This window comes from Pseudoalteromonas sp. S554 (assembly GCF_005930865.1).
In the GTDB taxonomy this organism is placed as follows: Bacteria; Pseudomonadota; Gammaproteobacteria; order Enterobacterales; family Alteromonadaceae; genus Pseudoalteromonas; species Pseudoalteromonas marina.
This window is the reverse complement of the sequence record NZ_PNDV01000001.1, coordinates 61,099-81,133: the sequence shown is the minus strand read 5'-3', so window position 1 is coordinate 81,133 and position 20,035 is coordinate 61,099. Positions and strand designations below refer to the sequence as shown.

The 20,035-nt window shown below is 39.5% G+C and carries 18 protein-coding genes; 6 read left to right on the top strand and 12 right to left on the bottom strand.

What is annotated here, in order from left to right; translation table 11 throughout:
• Nucleotides 1-80: 80 nt before the first annotated feature.
• On the bottom strand, nt 81-1,547 hold the full coding sequence (locus CWB65_RS00390) for a S41 family peptidase (protein ID WP_138739732.1): 1,467 nt from the start codon (nt 1,545-1,547) through the stop codon (nt 81-83).
• 111 nt (nt 1,548-1,658) lie between these two features.
• Nucleotides 1,659-1,958, bottom strand: coding sequence for a hypothetical protein (locus CWB65_RS00385; RefSeq protein WP_138739557.1), 300 nt, complete (start codon nt 1,956-1,958; stop codon nt 1,659-1,661).
• 203 nt (nt 1,959-2,161) lie between these two features.
• On the opposite strand from CWB65_RS00385, the gene CWB65_RS00380 reads away from it, so the two are divergent.
• Complete coding sequence (locus tag CWB65_RS00380; protein WP_138739556.1) at nt 2,162-3,823, top strand: asparagine synthase-related protein; 1,662 nt, start codon at nt 2,162-2,164, stop codon at nt 3,821-3,823.
• Nucleotides 3,824-3,877: 54 nt separating this feature from the next.
• Here CWB65_RS00380 and CWB65_RS00375 read toward each other — a convergent pair whose 3' ends face one another.
• Nucleotides 3,878-4,294 carry a nuclear transport factor 2 family protein gene (locus CWB65_RS00375; RefSeq protein WP_249365002.1) on the bottom strand — a complete coding sequence of 139 codons (417 nt, stop codon included), beginning with the start codon at nt 4,292-4,294 and terminating at the stop codon, nt 3,878-3,880.
• A 24-nt stretch (nt 4,295-4,318) separates the two neighbouring features.
• Nucleotides 4,319-4,621, bottom strand: coding sequence for a hypothetical protein (locus CWB65_RS00370; RefSeq protein ID WP_138739555.1), 303 nt, complete (start codon nt 4,619-4,621; stop codon nt 4,319-4,321).
• Between the two features lie 226 nt (nt 4,622-4,847).
• Between CWB65_RS00370 and CWB65_RS00365 the strand changes: the two genes are divergently transcribed.
• Nucleotides 4,848-5,879: a LacI family DNA-binding transcriptional regulator gene (locus CWB65_RS00365; protein WP_138739554.1), complete on the top strand. Its 1,032-nt coding sequence runs from the start codon at nt 4,848-4,850 to the stop codon at nt 5,877-5,879.
• A gap of 52 nt (nt 5,880-5,931) precedes the next feature.
• Here CWB65_RS00365 and gtfA read toward each other — a convergent pair whose 3' ends face one another.
• Entirely contained in the window at nt 5,932-7,401 is a 1,470-nt protein-coding gene (gtfA, locus tag CWB65_RS00360) for a sucrose phosphorylase (protein ID WP_138739553.1), read from the bottom strand.
• Between the two features lie 176 nt (nt 7,402-7,577).
• Between gtfA and CWB65_RS00355 the strand changes: the two genes are divergently transcribed.
• From CWB65_RS00355 to CWB65_RS00345, 3 genes are all read left to right on the top strand, one after another.
• The gene (locus CWB65_RS00355; RefSeq protein WP_138739552.1) at nt 7,578-8,807 is read left to right on the top strand and encodes an MFS transporter; all 1,230 of its coding nucleotides are present in this window, start codon (nt 7,578-7,580) and stop codon (nt 8,805-8,807) included.
• A gap of 167 nt (nt 8,808-8,974) precedes the next feature.
• Nucleotides 8,975-11,371, top strand: coding sequence for a TonB-dependent siderophore receptor (locus CWB65_RS00350; RefSeq protein WP_138739551.1), 2,397 nt, complete (start codon nt 8,975-8,977; stop codon nt 11,369-11,371).
• A 127-nt stretch (nt 11,372-11,498) separates the two neighbouring features.
• Complete coding sequence (locus CWB65_RS00345) at nt 11,499-12,446, top strand: carbohydrate kinase family protein (RefSeq protein ID WP_138739550.1); 948 nt, start codon at nt 11,499-11,501, stop codon at nt 12,444-12,446.
• 95 nt (nt 12,447-12,541) lie between these two features.
• On the opposite strand, the gene CWB65_RS00340 is transcribed toward CWB65_RS00345, so the two are convergent.
• The 4 genes from CWB65_RS00340 to CWB65_RS00325 form a co-directional block, all read right to left on the bottom strand.
• Nucleotides 12,542-12,946: a hypothetical protein gene (locus CWB65_RS00340; RefSeq protein ID WP_006792633.1), complete on the bottom strand. Its 405-nt coding sequence runs from the start codon at nt 12,944-12,946 to the stop codon at nt 12,542-12,544.
• Nucleotides 12,947-13,115: 169 nt separating this feature from the next.
• Nucleotides 13,116-13,496, bottom strand: coding sequence for a SpoIIAA family protein (locus tag CWB65_RS00335; RefSeq protein ID WP_008128571.1), 381 nt, complete (start codon nt 13,494-13,496; stop codon nt 13,116-13,118).
• A 103-nt stretch (nt 13,497-13,599) separates the two neighbouring features.
• Complete coding sequence (locus tag CWB65_RS00330; protein ID WP_008128569.1) at nt 13,600-14,292, bottom strand: cupin domain-containing protein; 693 nt, start codon at nt 14,290-14,292, stop codon at nt 13,600-13,602.
• Between the two features lie 77 nt (nt 14,293-14,369).
• On the bottom strand, nt 14,370-14,993 hold the full coding sequence (locus CWB65_RS00325; RefSeq protein ID WP_008128566.1) for a glutathione S-transferase family protein: 624 nt from the start codon (nt 14,991-14,993) through the stop codon (nt 14,370-14,372).
• A 204-nt stretch (nt 14,994-15,197) separates the two neighbouring features.
• Here CWB65_RS00325 and CWB65_RS00320 point away from each other — a divergent pair, with 204 nt between their 5' ends.
• The gene (locus tag CWB65_RS00320) at nt 15,198-15,725 is read left to right on the top strand and encodes a TetR/AcrR family transcriptional regulator (RefSeq protein ID WP_008128564.1); all 528 of its coding nucleotides are present in this window, start codon (nt 15,198-15,200) and stop codon (nt 15,723-15,725) included.
• Nucleotides 15,726-15,792: 67 nt separating this feature from the next.
• On the opposite strand, the gene CWB65_RS00315 is transcribed toward CWB65_RS00320, so the two are convergent.
• From CWB65_RS00315 to CWB65_RS00305, 3 genes are all read right to left on the bottom strand, one after another.
• Nucleotides 15,793-17,259, bottom strand: a complete 1,467-nt coding sequence (locus CWB65_RS00315; protein ID WP_006792628.1) for a carbon starvation CstA family protein — start codon at nt 17,257-17,259, stop codon at nt 15,793-15,795.
• A 301-nt stretch (nt 17,260-17,560) separates the two neighbouring features.
• Entirely contained in the window at nt 17,561-18,478 is a 918-nt protein-coding gene (locus CWB65_RS00310) for a carbohydrate kinase family protein (RefSeq protein ID WP_008128560.1), read from the bottom strand.
• Between the two features lie 2 nt (nt 18,479-18,480).
• Entirely contained in the window at nt 18,481-20,001 is a 1,521-nt protein-coding gene (locus CWB65_RS00305; RefSeq protein WP_138739549.1) for a mannitol dehydrogenase family protein, read from the bottom strand.
• Nucleotides 20,002-20,035 lie beyond the last annotated feature (34 nt).

The window sequence follows — 20,035 nt, the reverse complement described above, 5'->3', positions numbered from 1 at the left end:
ACCAAATAAAAACCGCTCTAAAGTGGAGTGACCCCCAATAGTTGGACAATCCAATGCCTGGGGGTCTTTTTATTTTTGAGCTATGGGATGCGCTTAATCTGCTCTAATAGTATATTCGTTGTCCAATCAACGCCGTTATACGCAATATCTGGCTTGTAAAAATCACCTGCCCCTCGCGCTCTATTTACATATACTTTATTTGGCACTACAACTTTACCTAAGCCTGAAGGTAAATCGGCTAAACGTACCTCCATATACATCGAGTCAGCGCTACTGGGTGCACCAAACAACGTGGTATTTTCAAAAAGCTTAAACTTATCAAGCGCATCTAAACAAGCACTAGCGCATTGCGGCGGCACTATAACAAACACCTTGGTTTTAAAGTCACTCACTAACGGCTCTTCTGGTAGGATATTTAGCGTAGTAGACTCTCGTTCTACATAAAATGGATCACCACTTTTAAGCGATAAAGCCATGCCCGCAGCTACAGTTTTAACAATTTTTAGCAGTTCAGGCTGATCTTTTACAACGTCTAATAAAGACTCTACATAGTCAGTATTATCCTTTGAAGCTCTCCACCACACTTGCTCGTTTTGAGTAGTACCAGCTGTTTTTTGTTCTACTACTTTTTTACCCCATAATTCTTTGGCTATTTGTGAGCTCCAATAAGATGAGCCACCTTGGTTATGACGCAAATCTAACACCACGGCTTTTGCAGCAAGTAGCTTGCTCCGTTGCTGTTGTATTTTATCGAACACTTTTTTGTAGTCAGCTGCTTGTTTATCATTTACTGAAAAGCTGGGCATAGCAATCCACGCAATGTTTTTTTCAGGCCAGATTAAATCAATGGGAAGTTCATCACCATTGTAGGCATTTTCTAAATGCTTACTGACTGATTTAGGCCTTACAAACCAATTTAAAACCTGTTTATAGGTATTGCCATTGGGTTTAACAAACTCGCATTCTTTTAGGGGGACTAAAAATGGATTCCCTACATCCGTTAGTAAACGCCAACCTTGCTGCCACCAATGCCCCGGTTGAGCAACTTGCCCATGAAATTTAAACACTCTTTTGCGCATCAAAGCTTCAGTACTTTGCCCATCACATTGGCTTACAATATCCCCTTTTTTAATAGTGCTAATTTCACTGTAATACACTTTTAGGGCATCACCTCGCCATAAAGCACTAAAACCGGGCCAGCGTCGCGCAGGCCTGTCGATGCTTGAAAACGCACCAGCATGACCATCTTGTAACACCGTGCTAAAACGTGCAATTGCCGCTGCATGCGCTTGCGGCCCACTCATTTGCTTAGACAGAGCAAGCGCCTCTGCTTTTGCTTGTTTTAATAAATCAGGAAACGAAATGTTATTAACATCAAACATACCGGGGTGATTTTTTGCGGTAATGCTATAAGCAGCGCGAATATCGTTTTCTGTCACTGTTTGCCATTGCTTATCCGTTTTCGGTGATACTGCGCTATTTGCAAAGCCCATAAAGGATATAATTAAGCAGCTAGTAGAAAGTTTTAGCATAGATATTTTAACCATCATTCAAATCCTTTTGTTGTTTTTTAATAATTAAAGCAGGAAACTATTGATGCTATTTAACTTAACACACACTTAAAATAATTATGCCTAAATACCAGCTTTACTGATTAATTAATGCTTGAGTAAATGAATCCATTCATCAGGGTTTGCTATAATAAAATCATAAGTATCTTCATTTTCTAATGTGATTGTTATTGCATCACTTGTTAGTGGTAAAATGCCAGCTCCTGTACCTACCGATTTTTCAATTTTTACGATTGCGCTGCGTGTTAAAGTATAAGGCCCTAAACCGGCACGTTCATTGTATGGCTCAAAACGTACCTCATCTTGCGTTACATAAAATTTGCCATCGGCTTTTACCACACCGCTTTGGTACGTAGCAGTAGATGATTTGAGTATTTTATTGTTCATTCGGCTTTCCTGCTGATTGATAAATTTACTTTTATAGGATGTATGCACCTTAATAAGTTATATAGTTTTATGTTTTAAGGCAATTAATTTGTACCTAAAAAGTAAAATTCAATTAGTACTGCGAATCTCTAGCAAAGTATTAATTAATCTTGGTACAAACCTTGATACCTAATTAATAACAAAACGACTTACAGGTACGGGTTATGGCGAAATTTTTTGGAATTTATTGTGCATCTGGGCTAACTCAACATCATGATTTTATTATTAATAAATTTAAAGCTGAAGATGCTAAAGTAAACAGTGGCACAATAAACGAAGTACATGAACAGGCTCTTTACTTGGCTAGTTTAGATTATGAAACCTTTGGCCCACATACTTTTTTGCAAACAGATTCGCATATTGCAACACTGGTTGGTCACCCACTTTTAAGCGCGAACCGAAATAATGATTTAAACACCCTAAACTCACATTATACCAATGCAATGCTTACAGAATGTGAAGGTGTTTTTTGTATGGCACGGTATAACAAGGTTACGAATGTATTAAACTTAGTTACCGATTCCCTTGGGGTTCGCCCTTTTTACTATATGTATTATGAAGGTGCTTTTATTTTTAGTACCCAATATAGCTTACTCAAAAACTTAGGCTTACCACTTACCTGTAATCACGAAGGAATGATGGAATATGCAACACTTGGCTATTACCTATTTGAGCATACCCATTACAACGAAATTTCGTGCATTCGCCCAGGAACTCGCCTAGAAGCATCATCTAACGGGGTTACTAAAACACAGTATTTTGACTGGAGCAGCCTTACTAAAAATAATGATAATTACGAAAAAACACTGCATAGCTTAAAGCAAGACCTATCTAACAATGTGAACAAATATATTGATAACGATAATCACGTGCTTACTACGCTATCGGGTGGATTAGACTCAAGGTTGATTGCGTGCTTACTTAAAAGGCAAAATGTAAACATCACCGCGCTTAATTTTTCACAGCATCAAACACAAGACTTATACTGCGCAACGGCGTTCGCAAAAAGCCAAAAAATTGAGCTTGATGTTATTCGTGTTAACGATACGCAGGCAAAAACAATTGAAGACAGACTAGGCGAGCATTGGTTAAACGGCAAACATCCAGACCACCCTAAAGTAACACGTCCTCGTTTAGCATGGTCTGGCAATGGAGGCAGTGTTGGGCTGGGTGTTATTTACTACTCAGATGAAGTTTACGAAGCGGCATTAACACAAGAACCTGAGCGCCTTGCTGACGCTTATTTATCGCAACAATTTGCTTATATCCCCAAATCAATAATCCATAACGCTGATAAAATGCAAGCCAGACTAAAAGCTAATATCGTAACGTCATTAAAAGAGTTTGGGGATATTCCTCTTGAAAAAGCTTACTACCTGTTTTTATTACTTAACGATCAGCATCACCATTTAGCCATTCCATTCGATAAAGTGGACGAGTATCAAATGGATTTTTGCCTGCCCTTTTATTCCTGGAAAGTACTTCGACATGTTTTGTCGCAGCCAACGTCACAAGTAAGAAAGCATCGCTTTTATCATGATTTTTTACGCTATGCATTCCCCGAAGCCCTAGATTCGCCTTGGCAAGCATACCCTGGCCATGTTCCATGTTTATTACCAAAAGAAGGTATTGATCAGTGGCAAATTAAACGCCCCAAGCAGTTTAAACCCACTAAGGTGTACCATATTTTCACTCAGTTAATGACAAGCCAACATAAGCAGTTAGTTAACCTAGCCTCGTTTAGTGCGGTTGCCTTACTGCATGCTTGTGGCATTAGAAGCTATAACGATAAGCTAAAGGTTATTGAAAATATGCTTAAGTGGTAACATTAAAACACCTTGCTGTAGGCCTCTACTCAAGGTGTTTTAAGCAAGCTGTTGTTATTTAGTTGGTGGGAACCATACGCTAACAATTTTGCCATTACGCACTTCATACACCGCAACGGTAAACATATCATCTCGACCCCCACCAAGCCCAGTTAACCGCTCATAATCAACAACCACAGGCCCATTCACAATTCGATTTTCAAGAATCACTTTAAATGATTTTGGCGCTGTTTTTAAAAACTGATACGCTTTGCTTAAGCTTTCTTGCCCAATAATGTCAGGAGCGCCTTCTTGGCTATTTTTAATTTTTATATCTGCCGAGTGACAGCTTGCAAATAGCGCTATATTTCGTGCGTTATAAGCCTCTAGTTGCGCTTGCACTACTTGTTCAGGATCGGTACTTGCCGAGCACGCTGACGCATCACTCGCATAAAAGAGGCTAAATAACATTAGCATTGAGGCAGCTTTCATAACAATAAACATCCTTGAAAATGACTACGAAAACTTAAAAAATACAATACTAGCAAGCAAAACAAACACAACATAAAATATAAACAGCTTACCAGCTTGGCGATGCTTAATAGCAAGCCTACACACTCTTTTATCGGTCGCACCTTTTAAGTGATTTAAACCATCCCCTGAGACGAACATTATGGGAATCATTAAAAATTTTGGCTGCCCAAGCGCTTGCCATATTTCAGGCTCAAACATTTTAACTGCTTGATAATATTTATATTCAGCAATTACTGCGCGAGCCATAAATAATGCCCATAGCAAAATAACAATTTTTATAATCATTTGCTTAGCTCCTCAATACTCTAAAAGTAAGTATTCAATCAAGCCTAAATTAAAAACACGAACTTTAATTAATAATTTTTGTGTAAAACACGTCCAAACATAATAACGCAACCTCCTTATTAACCAAATCAATACATATATTAACGATAAAACCCAAATTTTTTATTATGTTAAACAGCTCAATATGTTAATTTGTGTAGTGTAGTTTTACGGCAAAGAGTAGTTAATGAGTAAACAAATTCGATGGACCCTAAAAAGTATTGCTAAAGAGTTAGGTGTGTCTAATGCAACGGTATCTAATGCATTTAATCGACCAGATCAGCTCTCTGAAAAACGCCGAGAAGCGATACTCAAAGCCTGTAAAGAACTTGGTTACTTTGGCCCAAATAAAGCAGCGCAATCATTAAGAAGCGGTACATTTAACATTGTCGCTTTGGTGCTACCCGACAGCGTTGAATACATGGTATCAGACCCAGTTGCCAGCAGCTTTATGCGAGGCGTGACTTCTGTACTCGAAAAAAACAATATTAACGTTTTATTGCTCTCTGGTAGTAACAATAACCTCAATAGTGTTGTTGATTTTGTAGATGGTTTTATTTGCTACGGTCGCCCTCGTAACCACGCATTAGTAGAACAACTTAAAACTACGCCAAAACACGTCGTCACAGTCGATTTTGACATTAACCGCAATGCGTCGGTTAATATTAATAACGAACAAGCTAGCTACGAAATTGCCAAGCATGTTTTGCACAATATAAACGATAAAGTCGCCATTCTAGGGCTAAGACTTCTCGATGAAAACGTATTATGCCGCGTTTATGAACATCACGAGTTTCAAACCGGAGAGTCAATATCTCATCAGCGTTTACGTGGCTATCAACGTGCATTAGTTGAGGCAAATATCAGTGTTGCTGACGACCGCATTTGGAACATACCTGAAAGCAGTGAGCGCTTTGCTAATATAGCTGCAAAAGAAGTATTATCAGCTTCACCTCGCCCTAACGTTATTATCTGTATGAGTGATTTAATTGCACTCGCCACAATGCGAGAGGCAATCAAGCAAGGTATAAAAATTGGAAAAGACCTACGTATTGTTGGATTTGATGGGATTGATGAAGCAGCACGGTTCGTGCCTAGGTTAAGTACTATTCATCAAAACAGTGAAGAAAAAGGCGTAATTGCTGCAAACTTATTTATTTCTAAAGAAAACAAAATACAAGAAGTCAGCTACGAACTCGACATTGGTGCCAGCAGTTAATAAAAAAGCCAAGCTAACTAGCTTGGCTTTTTGTTAAGCAAAACTCTATTCGTTACAATAAAGAATCTAAACTTATCGATGTTTCTTCATCACCATTTACTTGCGTTATAAGGGCGGTTCTTGCTTCAAAATCTACACTTAATGAAATAGATTGCTCACCAAGTTGCCACGTTAAACAACACATACCGCCTTCACCTTGCGCTGAAAACTCACCAGAGAACGCAGGGTGTTCGTTACGAATTTTAATCAGTTCAATTAAGCCTTTTACAACGGGCTTATCAAGTGATTCGCTTATTTTATCTGCATTTAAATATGGGCGGTTAATATCACGGCCAACATTTGTTTTGGCTAAAAGCTCCATGTCGTTTTCGCATGCAAATAAACCGCCGTAGTAAACTTGTGGGACACCTGGTGCAAAAAACTGAATGGCGCGAGACAATAAATAATCAAAATCTTTTGCCCCCAATGCGTTGTAATAAGTACAGTTAACTTGGTACAAATCAACATTACTGGCTGCAGCCCCAGTTGCTTGTCGGCTTTCGTTATTACTGTTTGCATGCATGGTTTCTACAAGGTTATCAATTTGCTCAGCGTTTAATAAACCTGGTTTGTCGCCCATTGGCCCAGCGTCAATAATGCCTATGCCGTCATGTGTATCGAGTACAGTTAAACAGTTACGTGGTGATATTTTTAGCCACTTCAAAAGTGCATCAACATCGTTATTAAACAAGCTATGTAAAATAAGCGGCGGCAGTGCAAAGTCATAAACCATGTTTACGCGTTTAGCCACTTCAACCTGAGTTTGATAATGGCTGTGTATTTCAGCAATTGTTTCCATACCTAATTCATTTGCTTGCTTAGATAAGTTATCTAAGTAACCAAACGTTTCATCTAGCATAAAACAGTTAGTACCCGCTTGCTTAATAGCGTAACCCGCTGCATCTAAGCGAATAATATTTACATTATTAGCAGAGAACTTGGTGAGTACATTATTTAAATACGCAACGCCAGCCTCTACCTTTACATTAATGTCAATTTGATTATCGGTAAACGTAGTCCAAAAATCGTACGTTTCGCCATCACCACATTTCATTGGTGTAAAACAACTACCAGGGCGAGGACGATAAATTGCTTTTTGCTCTGCGTCGCTCATACCATTTGGAAATACGTCTTCTTTGGTTAAAAACAAATCCCAAAATTTAGAGGCTTTACCTTTAGCAAGCACATCCTGAAACTGAAAAGATTGCGCCGAAACATGGTTAACAATTAAGTCGGCCATTAAATCATGGTTGTTACCAAGCGCTTTAATGTCTTCCCAAGAACCTATTCTTGAATCTACTTCACTATGGTCTATTGGGTCAAAGCCAGCATCACTGCCGTCAATTGGGTTATAAAATGGCAACAAATGCACACCGCCAAATACGCCTTTTAAAGATCCATTTAAAAGTGTAGTGAGTGCATTAATGTCTTGGCCAGTGATTCGATCAGCATATGTGATCAATTGAACTTTGTTTTGCATCATTGTGTGATTACCATGTTGAATCTTAATCGATTAAGATATATCTTTAACTAGAGAGTGAAAATTTACAAGTAATTTTTAAAAATTTTACATACAAATATCGTTGCATGAATAATACTTCACTAAGTAACTAACTGACTTAGCGCGTATTAGTCTGCATTTAACGAGGATTAAATAAAATGACAAAACCACACACACAAGTAAGCAGCGATCCGTTGCGACAAATACGCTGGCTCACATACATGATGTTTTTTATGTTTGCCATGACCTCTGATGCGGTCGGCATGATCATCCCTGAGCTTATAAAAGACTTTGGCTTAAGTATGACCCAAGCCAGTGCCTTTCATTATGCGCCAATGGCTTTAATTGCTTTTAGTGGACTATTTTTAGGCTTTTTAGCCGACAGCCTTGGACGAAAGCAAACCATTATGCTGGGGTTACTCATTTTTTCTGCGAGTTGTTTTTTATTTGCAGTAAGTTCTAGTTTTAATTTTTTCTTGGTACTTCTTTGCTGTATTGGTTTGGCAATCGGTTTATTTAAAACAGGTGCATTAGCTTTATTGGGTGATATTTCACACAGTAACGAAGAACACACCAAAACAATGAACAAGGTAGAAGGCTTTTTTGGAATAGGTGCTATTGTTGGTCCTGCACTGGTAGGTGTTTTACTCGTTCAAAATGTTAGCTGGACATACCTTTACATTATTGCTGGTGTTATGTGTTTGATCCTTGCGCTTCTGGCGTGGCGCGCAGATTATCCGCCAGTTGTAAAAACAACCGAAAAACCCGCTTCACTTGCCACCACCATGAAAATGATTAAAAACCCTTATGCACTGGGCTTTTCAATGGCTATCGCACTATACGTTGCAACCGAAGTGGCTATTTATGTATGGATGCCAACACTATTACAAGATTACACTGGTTCATGGCCATTACTTGCAACCTACGCATTAACCATATTCTTTATACTTCGCGCGGCGGGTCGTTTTATAGCGGTATGGTTACTAAATCGCTTTAGCTGGCAAGGCGTAATGACCTACCTAAGCCTTGGCATAGCACTATGTTATGTAGGCACATTAATTGGCGGTGTAGATTGGGCCGTTGGATTGCTTCCGCTTTCAGGTTTATTTATGTCAATGGTTTACCCTACTTTAAACTCTAAGGGCATTTCCTGTTTCCCTGTTCAACAACATGGTGCTGTAGCCGGCGTTATATTATTTTTTACCGCATTGTCAGCAGCATTAGCCCCGCTTTTGATGGGCATGATCAGTGATTACTTTGGTCATGTGCGTTACGGTTTTTACTTAGCAACTGGTTTTGCAGTTATTTTATTTTTGGCTATGCTATTTAATTATTTTCGTGACCCATCAGCATCAGCTTTAGAGCAAAATAACGTAGTTACTAATTAATTTGATAATTATTTAACAAAAAAATTACCCTAAAAATCAATGGGTGAGTAAAAAAAGAGCAAATTAATAATAAAATAATTTGCATCTTGTAAAAATTTTGTTATTTTTACTTAATCGATTAAGTAAAAATAAATAACCATTTAGGTTCAACATAACGAGGCGTTCACATGACAACACACAACACTCCTTTATATTTAATCAGTGCATTAGCACTTGCAGTAAGCCAAGGCATTAATGCTCAAGAAGCAGAAACTACACAGCCAGAAGCATCACAAAACAAAGGACTTGAAACAATCGTTGTAACCGGTGTTCCACGCCGTACAACAATTATGGCTTCAAGCGTATCTGTAAGCAGTGTTTCGCTTGAACAAGTTCAAGTTTCAACACCTCGCTCTACCGCTGAGGCATTTAGAATCATTCCGGGTATCCGTTCAGAATCTACTGGCGGTGAAGGTAATGCAAACATTGCAGTTCGTGGTCTACCTGTTGCATCAGGTGGCGCTAAATTTTTACAGTTACAAGAAGACGGTTTACCTGTACTGCAATACGGTGACATCGCTTTTGGTAATGCTGATATTTTTATGCGCCTTGACAACACGGTACAAACGGTTGAGTCAATTCGTGGTGGTTCAGCGTCTACAGCAGCAAGTAATGCACCGGGCGGTATCATCAACTTTATCTCTAAAAACGGCGAAAACGAATCGGGCAGCGTTGCAACCACTGTTGGCCTAGATTTTGACAGTGTACGTACTGATTTTGAATACGGTACTTATTTAACCGACAGCGTTCGCTTTCATGTAGGTGGCTTTGTACGCCAAGGTGAAGGCCCACGTGAAACGGGTTACACATCAAATAAAGGTGGTCAAATAAAAGCTAATTTGACTAAAGATTTCGAAAACGGCTATGTGCGTCTTTACTACAAGCACTTAGACGACAAAAGCGTTGGTTACCTTCCAATGCCAATGTACTCAAATGGTGATTCAGTTCCTGGGTTTGATTCTCAGTCAGATACACCGCATTCAGCACTATTCACTAAAACAGTTCGCTTAAATGGTCAAAACCAAATTAGCAATGGTGACATTCGCGATGGTATGAACCCAAATGTTGATTCTATTGGCTTTGAAGCTGTATTCGACTTAGACAACGATTGGCGTATTGAAAACCGTTTTCGTAAATCGTCAGTTGGCGGAAACTTTAATTCTATTATTCCAGCTGAAGTAGGCGATGCATCGGCAATGGCTGCAAGCATTGGCGGAGCAGGCGCAACACTGAGCAATGCAAACACAGGTGACGCATTCAATGGCGATTTAGCTATGCGCATTCATACGTTTGACGTAACAATGAATGACTTTGACTCTATTGTTAACGACTTTAAACTAACAAAATCGTTTGACGATGACACAAGCCTTACGTTTGGTTACTACGCATCAACGCAAAACATAGCGATGTCGTGGTTGTGGAACTCTTACGTTATGGAGCTTAAAGGTGACAACGCAGCACTGTTAAATGTAACGGCTGCCGACGGCACTGAGTTTTCAGAAAATGGTTTATACGCATACGGCACGCCATTTTGGGGTAACTGTTGTCAGCGCGACTACGACACTGAATACGACACACGTGCACCCTATGTTGCTTTCTCAACTAAACTTGGTGACTTAAGCATTGATGCAAGTGCGCGTTACGACAGCGGTGAAGCACGCGGCAACTACGCAGGAGCAGTAACATCTACTGTTGATATGAACCGTGATGGTGTTATTTCAGTACCCGAGCAGAATGTTGTCGGTATTGATCATGCTAACTCAAGCCCAGTAAATTACGACTGGAGCTACTCGTCTTACTCAATTGGTGCCAACTACCAAATAGACCCTAGCCTTGCAACATTTGCGCGTATCAGTAAAGGCGGACGTGCAAACGCTGATCGTCTTTTATTTGGTAAAGTACGCTCAGATGGCTCAGTAGCTGATGAAGATGCAATTGATGAAGTAAATCAATTTGAGTTTGGTGTTAAAAAGCGTTTTGACTCGCTATCGGTATTTGCAACAGCGTTCTACGCAGAAACTGAAGAACAAAACTTTGAAGCAACATCACAAAAGTTCTTCGACCGTGAGTACGAAGCCAAAGGTATTGAACTTGAATCAACGTACTTCATGGATGCGTGGGATTTTCGTGGTAACTTGACGTGGACTGATGCTGAAATTGCTAAAGATGCACTATCTCCTGACGTTGTAGGTAACACACCACGCCGTCAAGCGGATTTAATTTACTCACTAATGGCTCGCTACAGCTATGAGAAAGGGGCAGCAGGTCTGAGCTTTATTGGTACAACTGACGCTTACGCTCAAGATAATAACGACCTTAAATTCGATGGTTACACACAGGTAAATGGCTTTGTAAGCTACGACCTATCTGAAAACCTTAGCCTAGCACTGAATGTAAATAACCTATTTGATACAGTAGGTATTACAGAAGCAGAGGAAGGCTCTGTACCAGCAAACGATATTATACGCGCACGTACAATTAATGGCCGTACAACATCACTAACGCTTAAATACGCGTTTAACTAACCGAGTCTGAGTGTGTTGAGCGCTGAAATGCAGTTTTATTTCAGCGCTTTATTCCCTACTCAACTTAAATTTTATTACTCTCCCTTACATTTAACCTAGCCTTGCTAGGTTTTTTAGGATTTATAACATGACCAAATTACTAAGCCTTGGCGAGCTGCTTATTGATATGTTGCCACAAGACTCACACAACACAGCGTATTTACCTATTCCTGGTGGCGCACCTGCAAACGTAGCAGTAGGCTATGCAAAGTTAGGTGGAAACGCAGCTTTTTGTGGTGGTATGGGTGATGATTACTTTGCCAAACAACTTACCGACGCGTTAAAGCAATATAATGTCGGCACCGAGTATTTATTTACTATAAAAAATGCGCAAACAGCGATGGTTATTGTCAGCTTAGATGAAACTGGCGAACGCAGCTTTAATTTTTACCGCCATAACACCGCCGACCTACTCCTTGCTCCTGAACATTTACAGCAAATTCAGTGGGATGAAATAAGTACCCTACACTTTTGCTCAAATACGCTAACAAGTATTGCCATTGCAAACACAACATTGAGCGCTTTAAAACAAGCAAAAATTCATAATAAACTTGTTAGCTTTGACGTAAATTTACGATACAGCCTTTGGCATAATATTCGTGATATTGAGCCTAATGTGCGTGCCTGCTACGCCCATTGCGACATTATAAAACTATCACGTGATGAGTTAAATTTTTTAGCGGAACACACCAGTCAATCAGGTGATGAATATTTACAATCGCTATTAGAGTTAGGCGTTAGTTTAATTTTCTTAACCGATGGACCCGAGCCTGCCACTGTTTACCATAAAACGTTTAACGTAAGTGAAGCTGCACCGATTATTAATGCAATAGATACAACCAGTGCCGGAGACGCGTTTATTGCAGGTGTGTTATATCATTTAAATCATTACAACGAGACGCTATTACCAAGCGACAAACTCAATAATAAACAAGTAATTAAAGACGCATTAAGTTTTGGCCTTCGCTGTGGCTCAAAAGCCTGTTTATCAAAGGGTGCTTTTCCTGCATTGCCCGTTTTAGACGATGTACTTTGAGCTAACACACCCTGCAACATTTTAAAAATTAATCTAAAAAAGCCCCTGTAGATAAATACCTACAGGGGCTTTTTTAACTATTGTTAATCTGAGTGCTATAAAGCAAGCTCTTCTTTAGCGCGCGTTAAGTTATGCGATACCATATCGTTGTTAGATAGTTGTTTTGCTTCGTATAGGTCAGCAAGGCCGGCCGTTTCGTTTTTAGCTTTTAGGCGCGCTACACCACGATTGCTTAATGCAAATGATGTAAGCTGACGAACTTTAAATTTAGGGGCATCGGCATCTTGTAATAGTGCAATTGCTTTAGTACAAATTTGTTCTGCTTCAGCATAGTTTTTTGACTTAACATTAAGTGCACAGCTATTAAAAGATTGCTCAAGTGGCTGCGGCGCGGTTTGCGCTTCAATAACCATTAATTTGTAATCACTTTGATCAGCCATTGCAGCAGCTGAACATGTTAATAGTGAGCCAAGAGCGATAGTTTTGATAAGTGTTTTCATGGTCATAATCCTGTTAAGTTAAGTCGTGCTTGTTGCCGACAACTGAACTTTAGAGGATCCCTATAAAACCGACAAACGATAAAAAAAAACTAATAAGTGAAGAAATCTAACCTATAGACTTTAGTCTAATAACACTAGCCTAAACCCAAAATAATAGGCCCATTTAAAACTAGTGTTCAAGCCAATCAATTGCCGCAGTGGCATTTTCAAAGTAAGCCATTTCACCACAAATAATACGATTCCCAATGTTTGCAGCGGTTGCTTGCCATGTTTTATTACCGTAAATAGCTACTTTACTTAGCGCTTTATTATGCTTTATCCCTAAATTCAAATCGTCAAATATCGATTTAAAACCCACGCCCTTTAACTCAATGCCATCTATAAATAAATTAATAATCGGGTTGTTTACCTTTAAAAGCGCGGCTTCAATTTTAGGGGTGATTGCATTGTAATCAGCGTGCTTTAAATTACCCACGGCTTTTAACGTTATAAAAATTTCGCGTCCAGCGCCTTCTATATCAAGTGTTAAACTAGGAGTTAAATTTACCATTACATTTGCTCATTCTTATAGTAAGTTTTGAGCATAAAGCACTTTATATTAATCAATGATGAAGCAAATCAGCAAAACCGTATTTAAGCTGAGCTTAAGTTAGTTAAGCTTGCTGCACTCGTGCAATTTGGTTATCTACATCGTTTAAATGCCCTTCTTTAACCCATAACTTCGCACCCAGCTTGCCTGCTTTTGCTAAAACATTAGAATTTACAGGCGTACGCAACCAGCTACTTTTTTCAAGCAAATCTTGCCCTTCTGTTACGGCGCCTTCAATTACTAACAACTCAGCTCCGCACTCAGCATCTAAAACAAACTGCGCATTAGGCGCTAAATGAATTAAGCTAACTTCCTCAAACTCATCTTTGTATAAAGGTGTTACCGCAACCCCTTGTTGTGTTGAGTGTTCAACGCTTCCCATAAAGTGAGTTTGCAACCGAACGTGTGTTCTATCCTGTGGCTGAAACTGCCAAAGCTTAACAAAAATAATACATCCCTCTTTTGAACCCGGCTTATGTTGTGATTGCGGCGGGTTTCTAATGTACGAGCCAGCAGGAAAATCGCCATGTTCATCCTGAAAAACACCTTCTAACACAACAAACTCTTCCCCGCCGGTATGAACATGTGGCGAAAACTCACTACCTGGTGCATAACGAACAATACTCGTTGCACGCGCAACCTCATCGCCTATGCGATCAAGAGGTCGCCTATCAACGCCTGCCATAGGCGATTTTACCCACGGTAATGTATTACTGTTCACCACTATACGCTGACTAAAATCGGCTGCTATTTTCATGCTTGCCCCTTAAATTTTTGTTTTGCCAATGAAACTCAATATACCGAGTTTAATTGGCCTATTGAACCCACTTTTACTTATAAGCCCGCTACGCTTGGTCGAGCTGCAACTGCTTTTTGCCACGCTAGCAAATGAGTTAAATGACTCGGTAGCGCAATGTTGGCAAACCCAGCAAACACTAATCCAGCATAAAGAGTTATATCGGCAATGCTAAAATTATCGCCCGCAACAAACCTTGATTTAGCAAGTATATCGTTAAAATAATTTAAGTTAGTACGCGCCTTTTCACCTTGCTTTTCGCCCCATGCAATATTTTGATATGTTTCAAGCTCTGGGCCTAATCCATCAGTAGCATGATGAAAATACGTTGCAACAGCATCAAGTACCATAGACTCAGCACGTTTTTGCATCATATTTATTACTGCGCGCTCTTTTGCCGAAATGCCCATCAATGATGGTCCTGTAAAAGCAGCATCAATATATTCAGTAATTGCTGTGCATTCTGATATAAATGTTCCGTCATCAAGCTCTAATACTGGCACACCAGCTAATGGGTTTTTAGCTATAAAAGCCTCTGTCCGGTGTTCACCATTAAGCAAGTCAACCGCAATAAATTCAACTTCAGTTGTCGCATTTTTTTCTGCTAGCGCAATACGAATGCGAAGCGGGTTTGGAAAGTTTTCTACATCATAAATTTTCATTGAGTGTGACCTTTTTTAATTTAACTACCTACTGATAGGTATTTATATTCTTTATACCAAACTAAGTCAAACTTTAAAATAACTACATAAGCAGAGTAGTTGCTAACCGCATGAAACTTAATATTTTATTTATAAAAATAATAAGGCTTGAAAATAACTACCTACTGGTCGATAATTTTATGGTCAACAATAGGATGAAGATGTATGAGCAAAAAAGAGGCCCTACTCAAAGCGGCAGAGAATAAAGTACGCCTAGGCGGATACAGCAATTTTAGCTTTAGAGAACTTGCTAACGAAGTAGGTATAAAAAGCGCCAGTGTACATTATCACTTCCCTACTAAAGCCGACTTAGGCGCAGAGCTTGCACATCAATATACTGATGCGTTTTTGCTTTCATTAGGGGAACCCGCTGAGTTAAAAGCGCAAGGAAAAAATCCTATCGACTTTTATACGTCGCTATTTAGGGGCGCATTGGTGACCGATAAAAAAATGTGCTTATGCGGTTTACTTGGCGCCGAGAGTGACAGCTTACCTGAAAAAGTACGTGAAGAAGTAAAGCGCTTTTTCACTCAAAATTTAACCTGGCTAAGCGCAGCGCATTCGGTCAACGGTGAAATAAACCCACAAAAAGCAGCTATTCAAACGGTAAGTATGCTTGAGGGTGCGATGATGATCAGTAAAACACTCGACGATCACAGCTACTTTGATTTAGCAACGCGAGACAGTATTTAACCAGACGATTTGACGAATAAAAAAGCGAGCTTAATTAGCTCGCTTTTTAGTTTTACACGGAAATAATTTAAACTGCTGGGCTCGCTTTATGCTTAGCATGCACGATGGCAAGTATGATCAGGCCAACCACCGCGACCCCTGCACCTATGGGTTTACCTAAATCGCTCGATAAGTTAAAGCCAATTGCAGCTGTTGTGATATACGACAAGGTCACAGCCGTTGCAATAACCGCAGGTATACTTGCAATCCAATGAAAGGTGCCACGGTCAAACAAATACTTAGTAGCAAGCCATAGTACACTGGTAGAAAGCAACATATTTGAAAACGCAAAGTAACGCCAAATTAATGAAAAATCCAACTTGGTCATAAAGTAAGCAATAGTTAGAATAGGTAAAGCCAACAACAGGCGATTACGTATACTTTGCGGAATATTAAAGGCATCAACTACCGTTAAGCGCAGTGAACGAAATGCGGTGTCGCCTGAGGTAATAGGGAAAACAGCAACCGCAATAATTGCCATAATACCGCCAAATACACCTAAGTAACTATTTGCAATATGGTTTACAACTAAGCCTGGACCACCTTGATCAAGCATTGCTTTTAAACCAGCATAACCTTCAGGGAAAGCCGCAATACCAGCCAATGCCCAAACACAACCAACAATGCCTTCACACATCATGGCACCGTAGTACACCGGGCGTACATATTTTTCGTTTGTTAAGCAACGAGCAATAATAGGTGCTTGCGTTGAATGAAAACCACTAATAGCACCACAGGTAATGGTTATGAATAATAGGGGCCAAGTTGGTAACCCGTCGGGGTTTGGTGCTAAAAAGTCATGCGCGTGATCGGCTTCAAAATACGCCAAAAAGTCGCCAGCAACCGGTAAATGTGGCGCGTTAATAAGTAACGACACGGCAACAGCGACTGTCATAACAATCATTAACAAACCAAAAATAGGGTAAAAACGTGTAATGATCTTATCAATTGGTAGCAGCGTCGCTAAAAAGTAATAAGCCAAAATAGCCAATACCCAAAAAGTATTATTGGCTAAAAATGTACCTTCAAATAAATTTAAGTTACTAAGTAAACCCGCTGGGCTCATTATGAATACTACACCAACAAAAAATAACAGCATTGCGGTGAAAATAAGCATAAAGCCTTTAAATACAACATTGTAATAGTGACCAGCTATTTCAGGTAAGCTTTTACCGTCTTCTTTTATACTCATTACACCTGAGAAAAAGTCGTGAACAGCGCCACCTAATACATTTCCTAACACAATCCATACGAGCGCAACCGGACCATATAAAGCGCCCAGTATAGGGCCAAAAATTGGACCCACACCCGCAATATTTAAAAATTGAATTAAAAAAGCACGAACAGGGTGAATAGCCACGTAATCAACACCTTCACTAAAGCGTTTTTGTGGTGTATCAACCGTTGAATCCATGCCTGCTTGTTTTTCTACAAATGGGCTATAAAACTTATATCCCAGAATTAATATGGTGAGGCAAATAAAAAAGATAATCATAAAGCACGTTTCTCTTTTGTATGGGTATTTAGAAGCGCAGTGTGTATCGCTTCGCATAAATGTGACTTAATAACTTTGGAACAATATCAAAGCTATTTATTACAAACAATTAGACGTTTAGCTAATACCTTAGTCGCAATCGTTCATGATTTGTTCACTTTATGAAGTAATTTGATAACTCGTTTAGAAACCTGACGAATACCGCTGTCTAAACGTTCAAAATGTATGTTTACCACACTATTTTTAGGCAAAAAAAAGCGGCTAAGCATATTGCTTAAGCCGCTTTCAACACACAATTTTTTTAAAGAGGACGCATAAATTCGTTAATTTTTTCATGAGTCAATGTAGGTGTAGCACCTGCACTTTCTGCAACCATAGCCCCTATCGCACAGGCAAAATCAACCGCATACTGAGCACAATCGCTGCTACATAACTGATATATCAATGAACCTAAGAATGAATCCCCAGCGCCCACTGTGTCTACAACACTAATTAAATAGCCTGAATTATAATAATTTTGGCCCTTAACAGTTAACAGTGCGCCGTGACTGCCTTTGGTTACACATAAATATTCAGTGTTAGTTTGCTCTGCAATAAATGCTAGGTTTTGCTCAAGCGAATGGAACTTACACCCCATTGCTTTGGCAATTTCGTAAAGCTCTTCATCGTTTAACTTGATAAAATCTGCTTTATTCATTAAATCTACTAGCGTGTCTAATGTGTAATGCGGGGCGCGTAAATTTACGTCAAACACTTTAAAGTTAGCTACATCAACTAGCTGGTTTAGCGTAGCAAGTGAAGCTTCACTGCGGCCAATTAGGCTGCCAAATACAAATACATCACTGGCTTTTACTTTTTCAATAAGTGAATCAGTAAGAGTAATGTTGTCCCATGCCGTATCAGCGACTATTTCGTAGCTGGCTGAACCACTTTTGTCTAAAGTAACTTGTACGGTGCTGGTCTTTTTGTCGTTATTAACGGCAATATAATCGCAACTAACGCCTTTTGCTTTAATTTCGCCAAGAAGCTCAGTACCTAATTCATCGTTACCTACTGCGCTTATCATGTCGGCTTTAATACCTAATGAGTTAATGCGCACACACATGTTTAATGGTGCACCACCTAAGCGTTTACCTGTTGCAAAACAATCCCATAGCACTTCGCCAAAACAACTTACGCTTACGTCTTTACCTTGTTTAGAATCAATTAAAATGCTCATTATTAGTTACCTTTAGGCTCAAGCACGTTTTTCATAATTGCTTTTATTTTGCTTGCTGGTGCGTATAACGCGTCTACATTGTTTTTGTAGTGAGACGTAAAGGCGCTTTGCGTGTTTAAATCGCCAAATAAGCTTGTTAGCGATAAAAATGCAAGGTTATCAGTCGTCGTTTTAGCAGCAGCTTCATGAAGCTCGCTTTGCATTGCATCAATGACTTCAAGCGTATTGCCTTGCTCATCTTCCCCTTTGTCGCTATAAAAACACCATGCAGCAATAACGAGTGTAGCTAGTGATACATCTCGCCCTTGCGCTAGGTTTTCGTTAATAGTGGCAATTAAAAACTTAGGTAGTTTAGCTGCACTCTCCGAACAAATACGCGATAAGCTGTCTTTAATATTAGGGTTTGCAAAACGCTCAATAAGTGTGTCTTTGTAGATTTCAAGATCAATGCCTTCTAATTGCTCTAGGTTAGGCGTTACTTCTTTATCCATAAACGCACGTAAGTACTTTGCAAATAAGGGATCTGATACTGTTTCGTCAATTGTGCCATAGCCATGTACAGACCCCAGTAAACCCAGTACTGAGTGGCCTGCATTTAATAAGCGAATTTTCATGGTTTCAAAAGGGGTTACATCTTTTACAAATTGAGCACCAGCGTTATCCCAATTTGGCCGCCCGTCACAAAATGAATCTTCAATTACCCATTGTGTAAACGATTCACACGTTATTGGCCATTCATCGCTAACACCGTAAGCATCAACAACGTATTCAATATCACTTTGTTTAGATACTGGCGTAATTCGGTCTACCATAGCATTGGGAAACATTACATTAGCAGCAATCCATTCACTTAATGCTGCATCTTGCTCTGCGGCAAAAGCGAGTAACATTTTGCGCGTTACATTGCCATTATGTTGAATGTTATCGCAAGACTGTACTGTAAACGCATTAAGGCCTTGTTCTTTACGTAGCTTCAACGCAGCTGCTATATATCCAAATGCAGTAATAGGATCGTTTGGATTATTAATGTCATTAATTATGTCTGGGTTTGCATAATCAAACTCACCCGTTACTGGGTTAAAGTTGTATCCGCCTTCAGTAATAGTTAAAGACACAATTTTAGTATCAGGGTGTGCGAGCTTATTAATAACAGCTTGTTTGTTTTCAGGCGCAAACAAAAAATCAATCATAGAACCTATAACGGTATTGTCTATTGTCCCATTTGGGTGTCTTACCGTTAATGTGTAAAGGTAGTCTTGCTGCTTTAATACATCGCGAAGTACACGATTTGCTTCAAGCAAGCCTACACCACAAATACCCCATTGCTCAGAACCTGGCGTTTTTAATAACTCATTAATATACATGGCTTGGTGAGCACGGTGAAAACCGCCAACGCCAATGTGAACTATACCTGCTTTTACTTTTCTGCGGTCGTAGCTAGGGGTGTCTACATGGCTTGGCATATATGCCAAGCTTTGTTGGTTTAGCCCTTTAACAAGGGCATTAGTGTGATGTTGTGTCATGGTGCGGCCTTACTAAAACAAAAATTAAAAAACG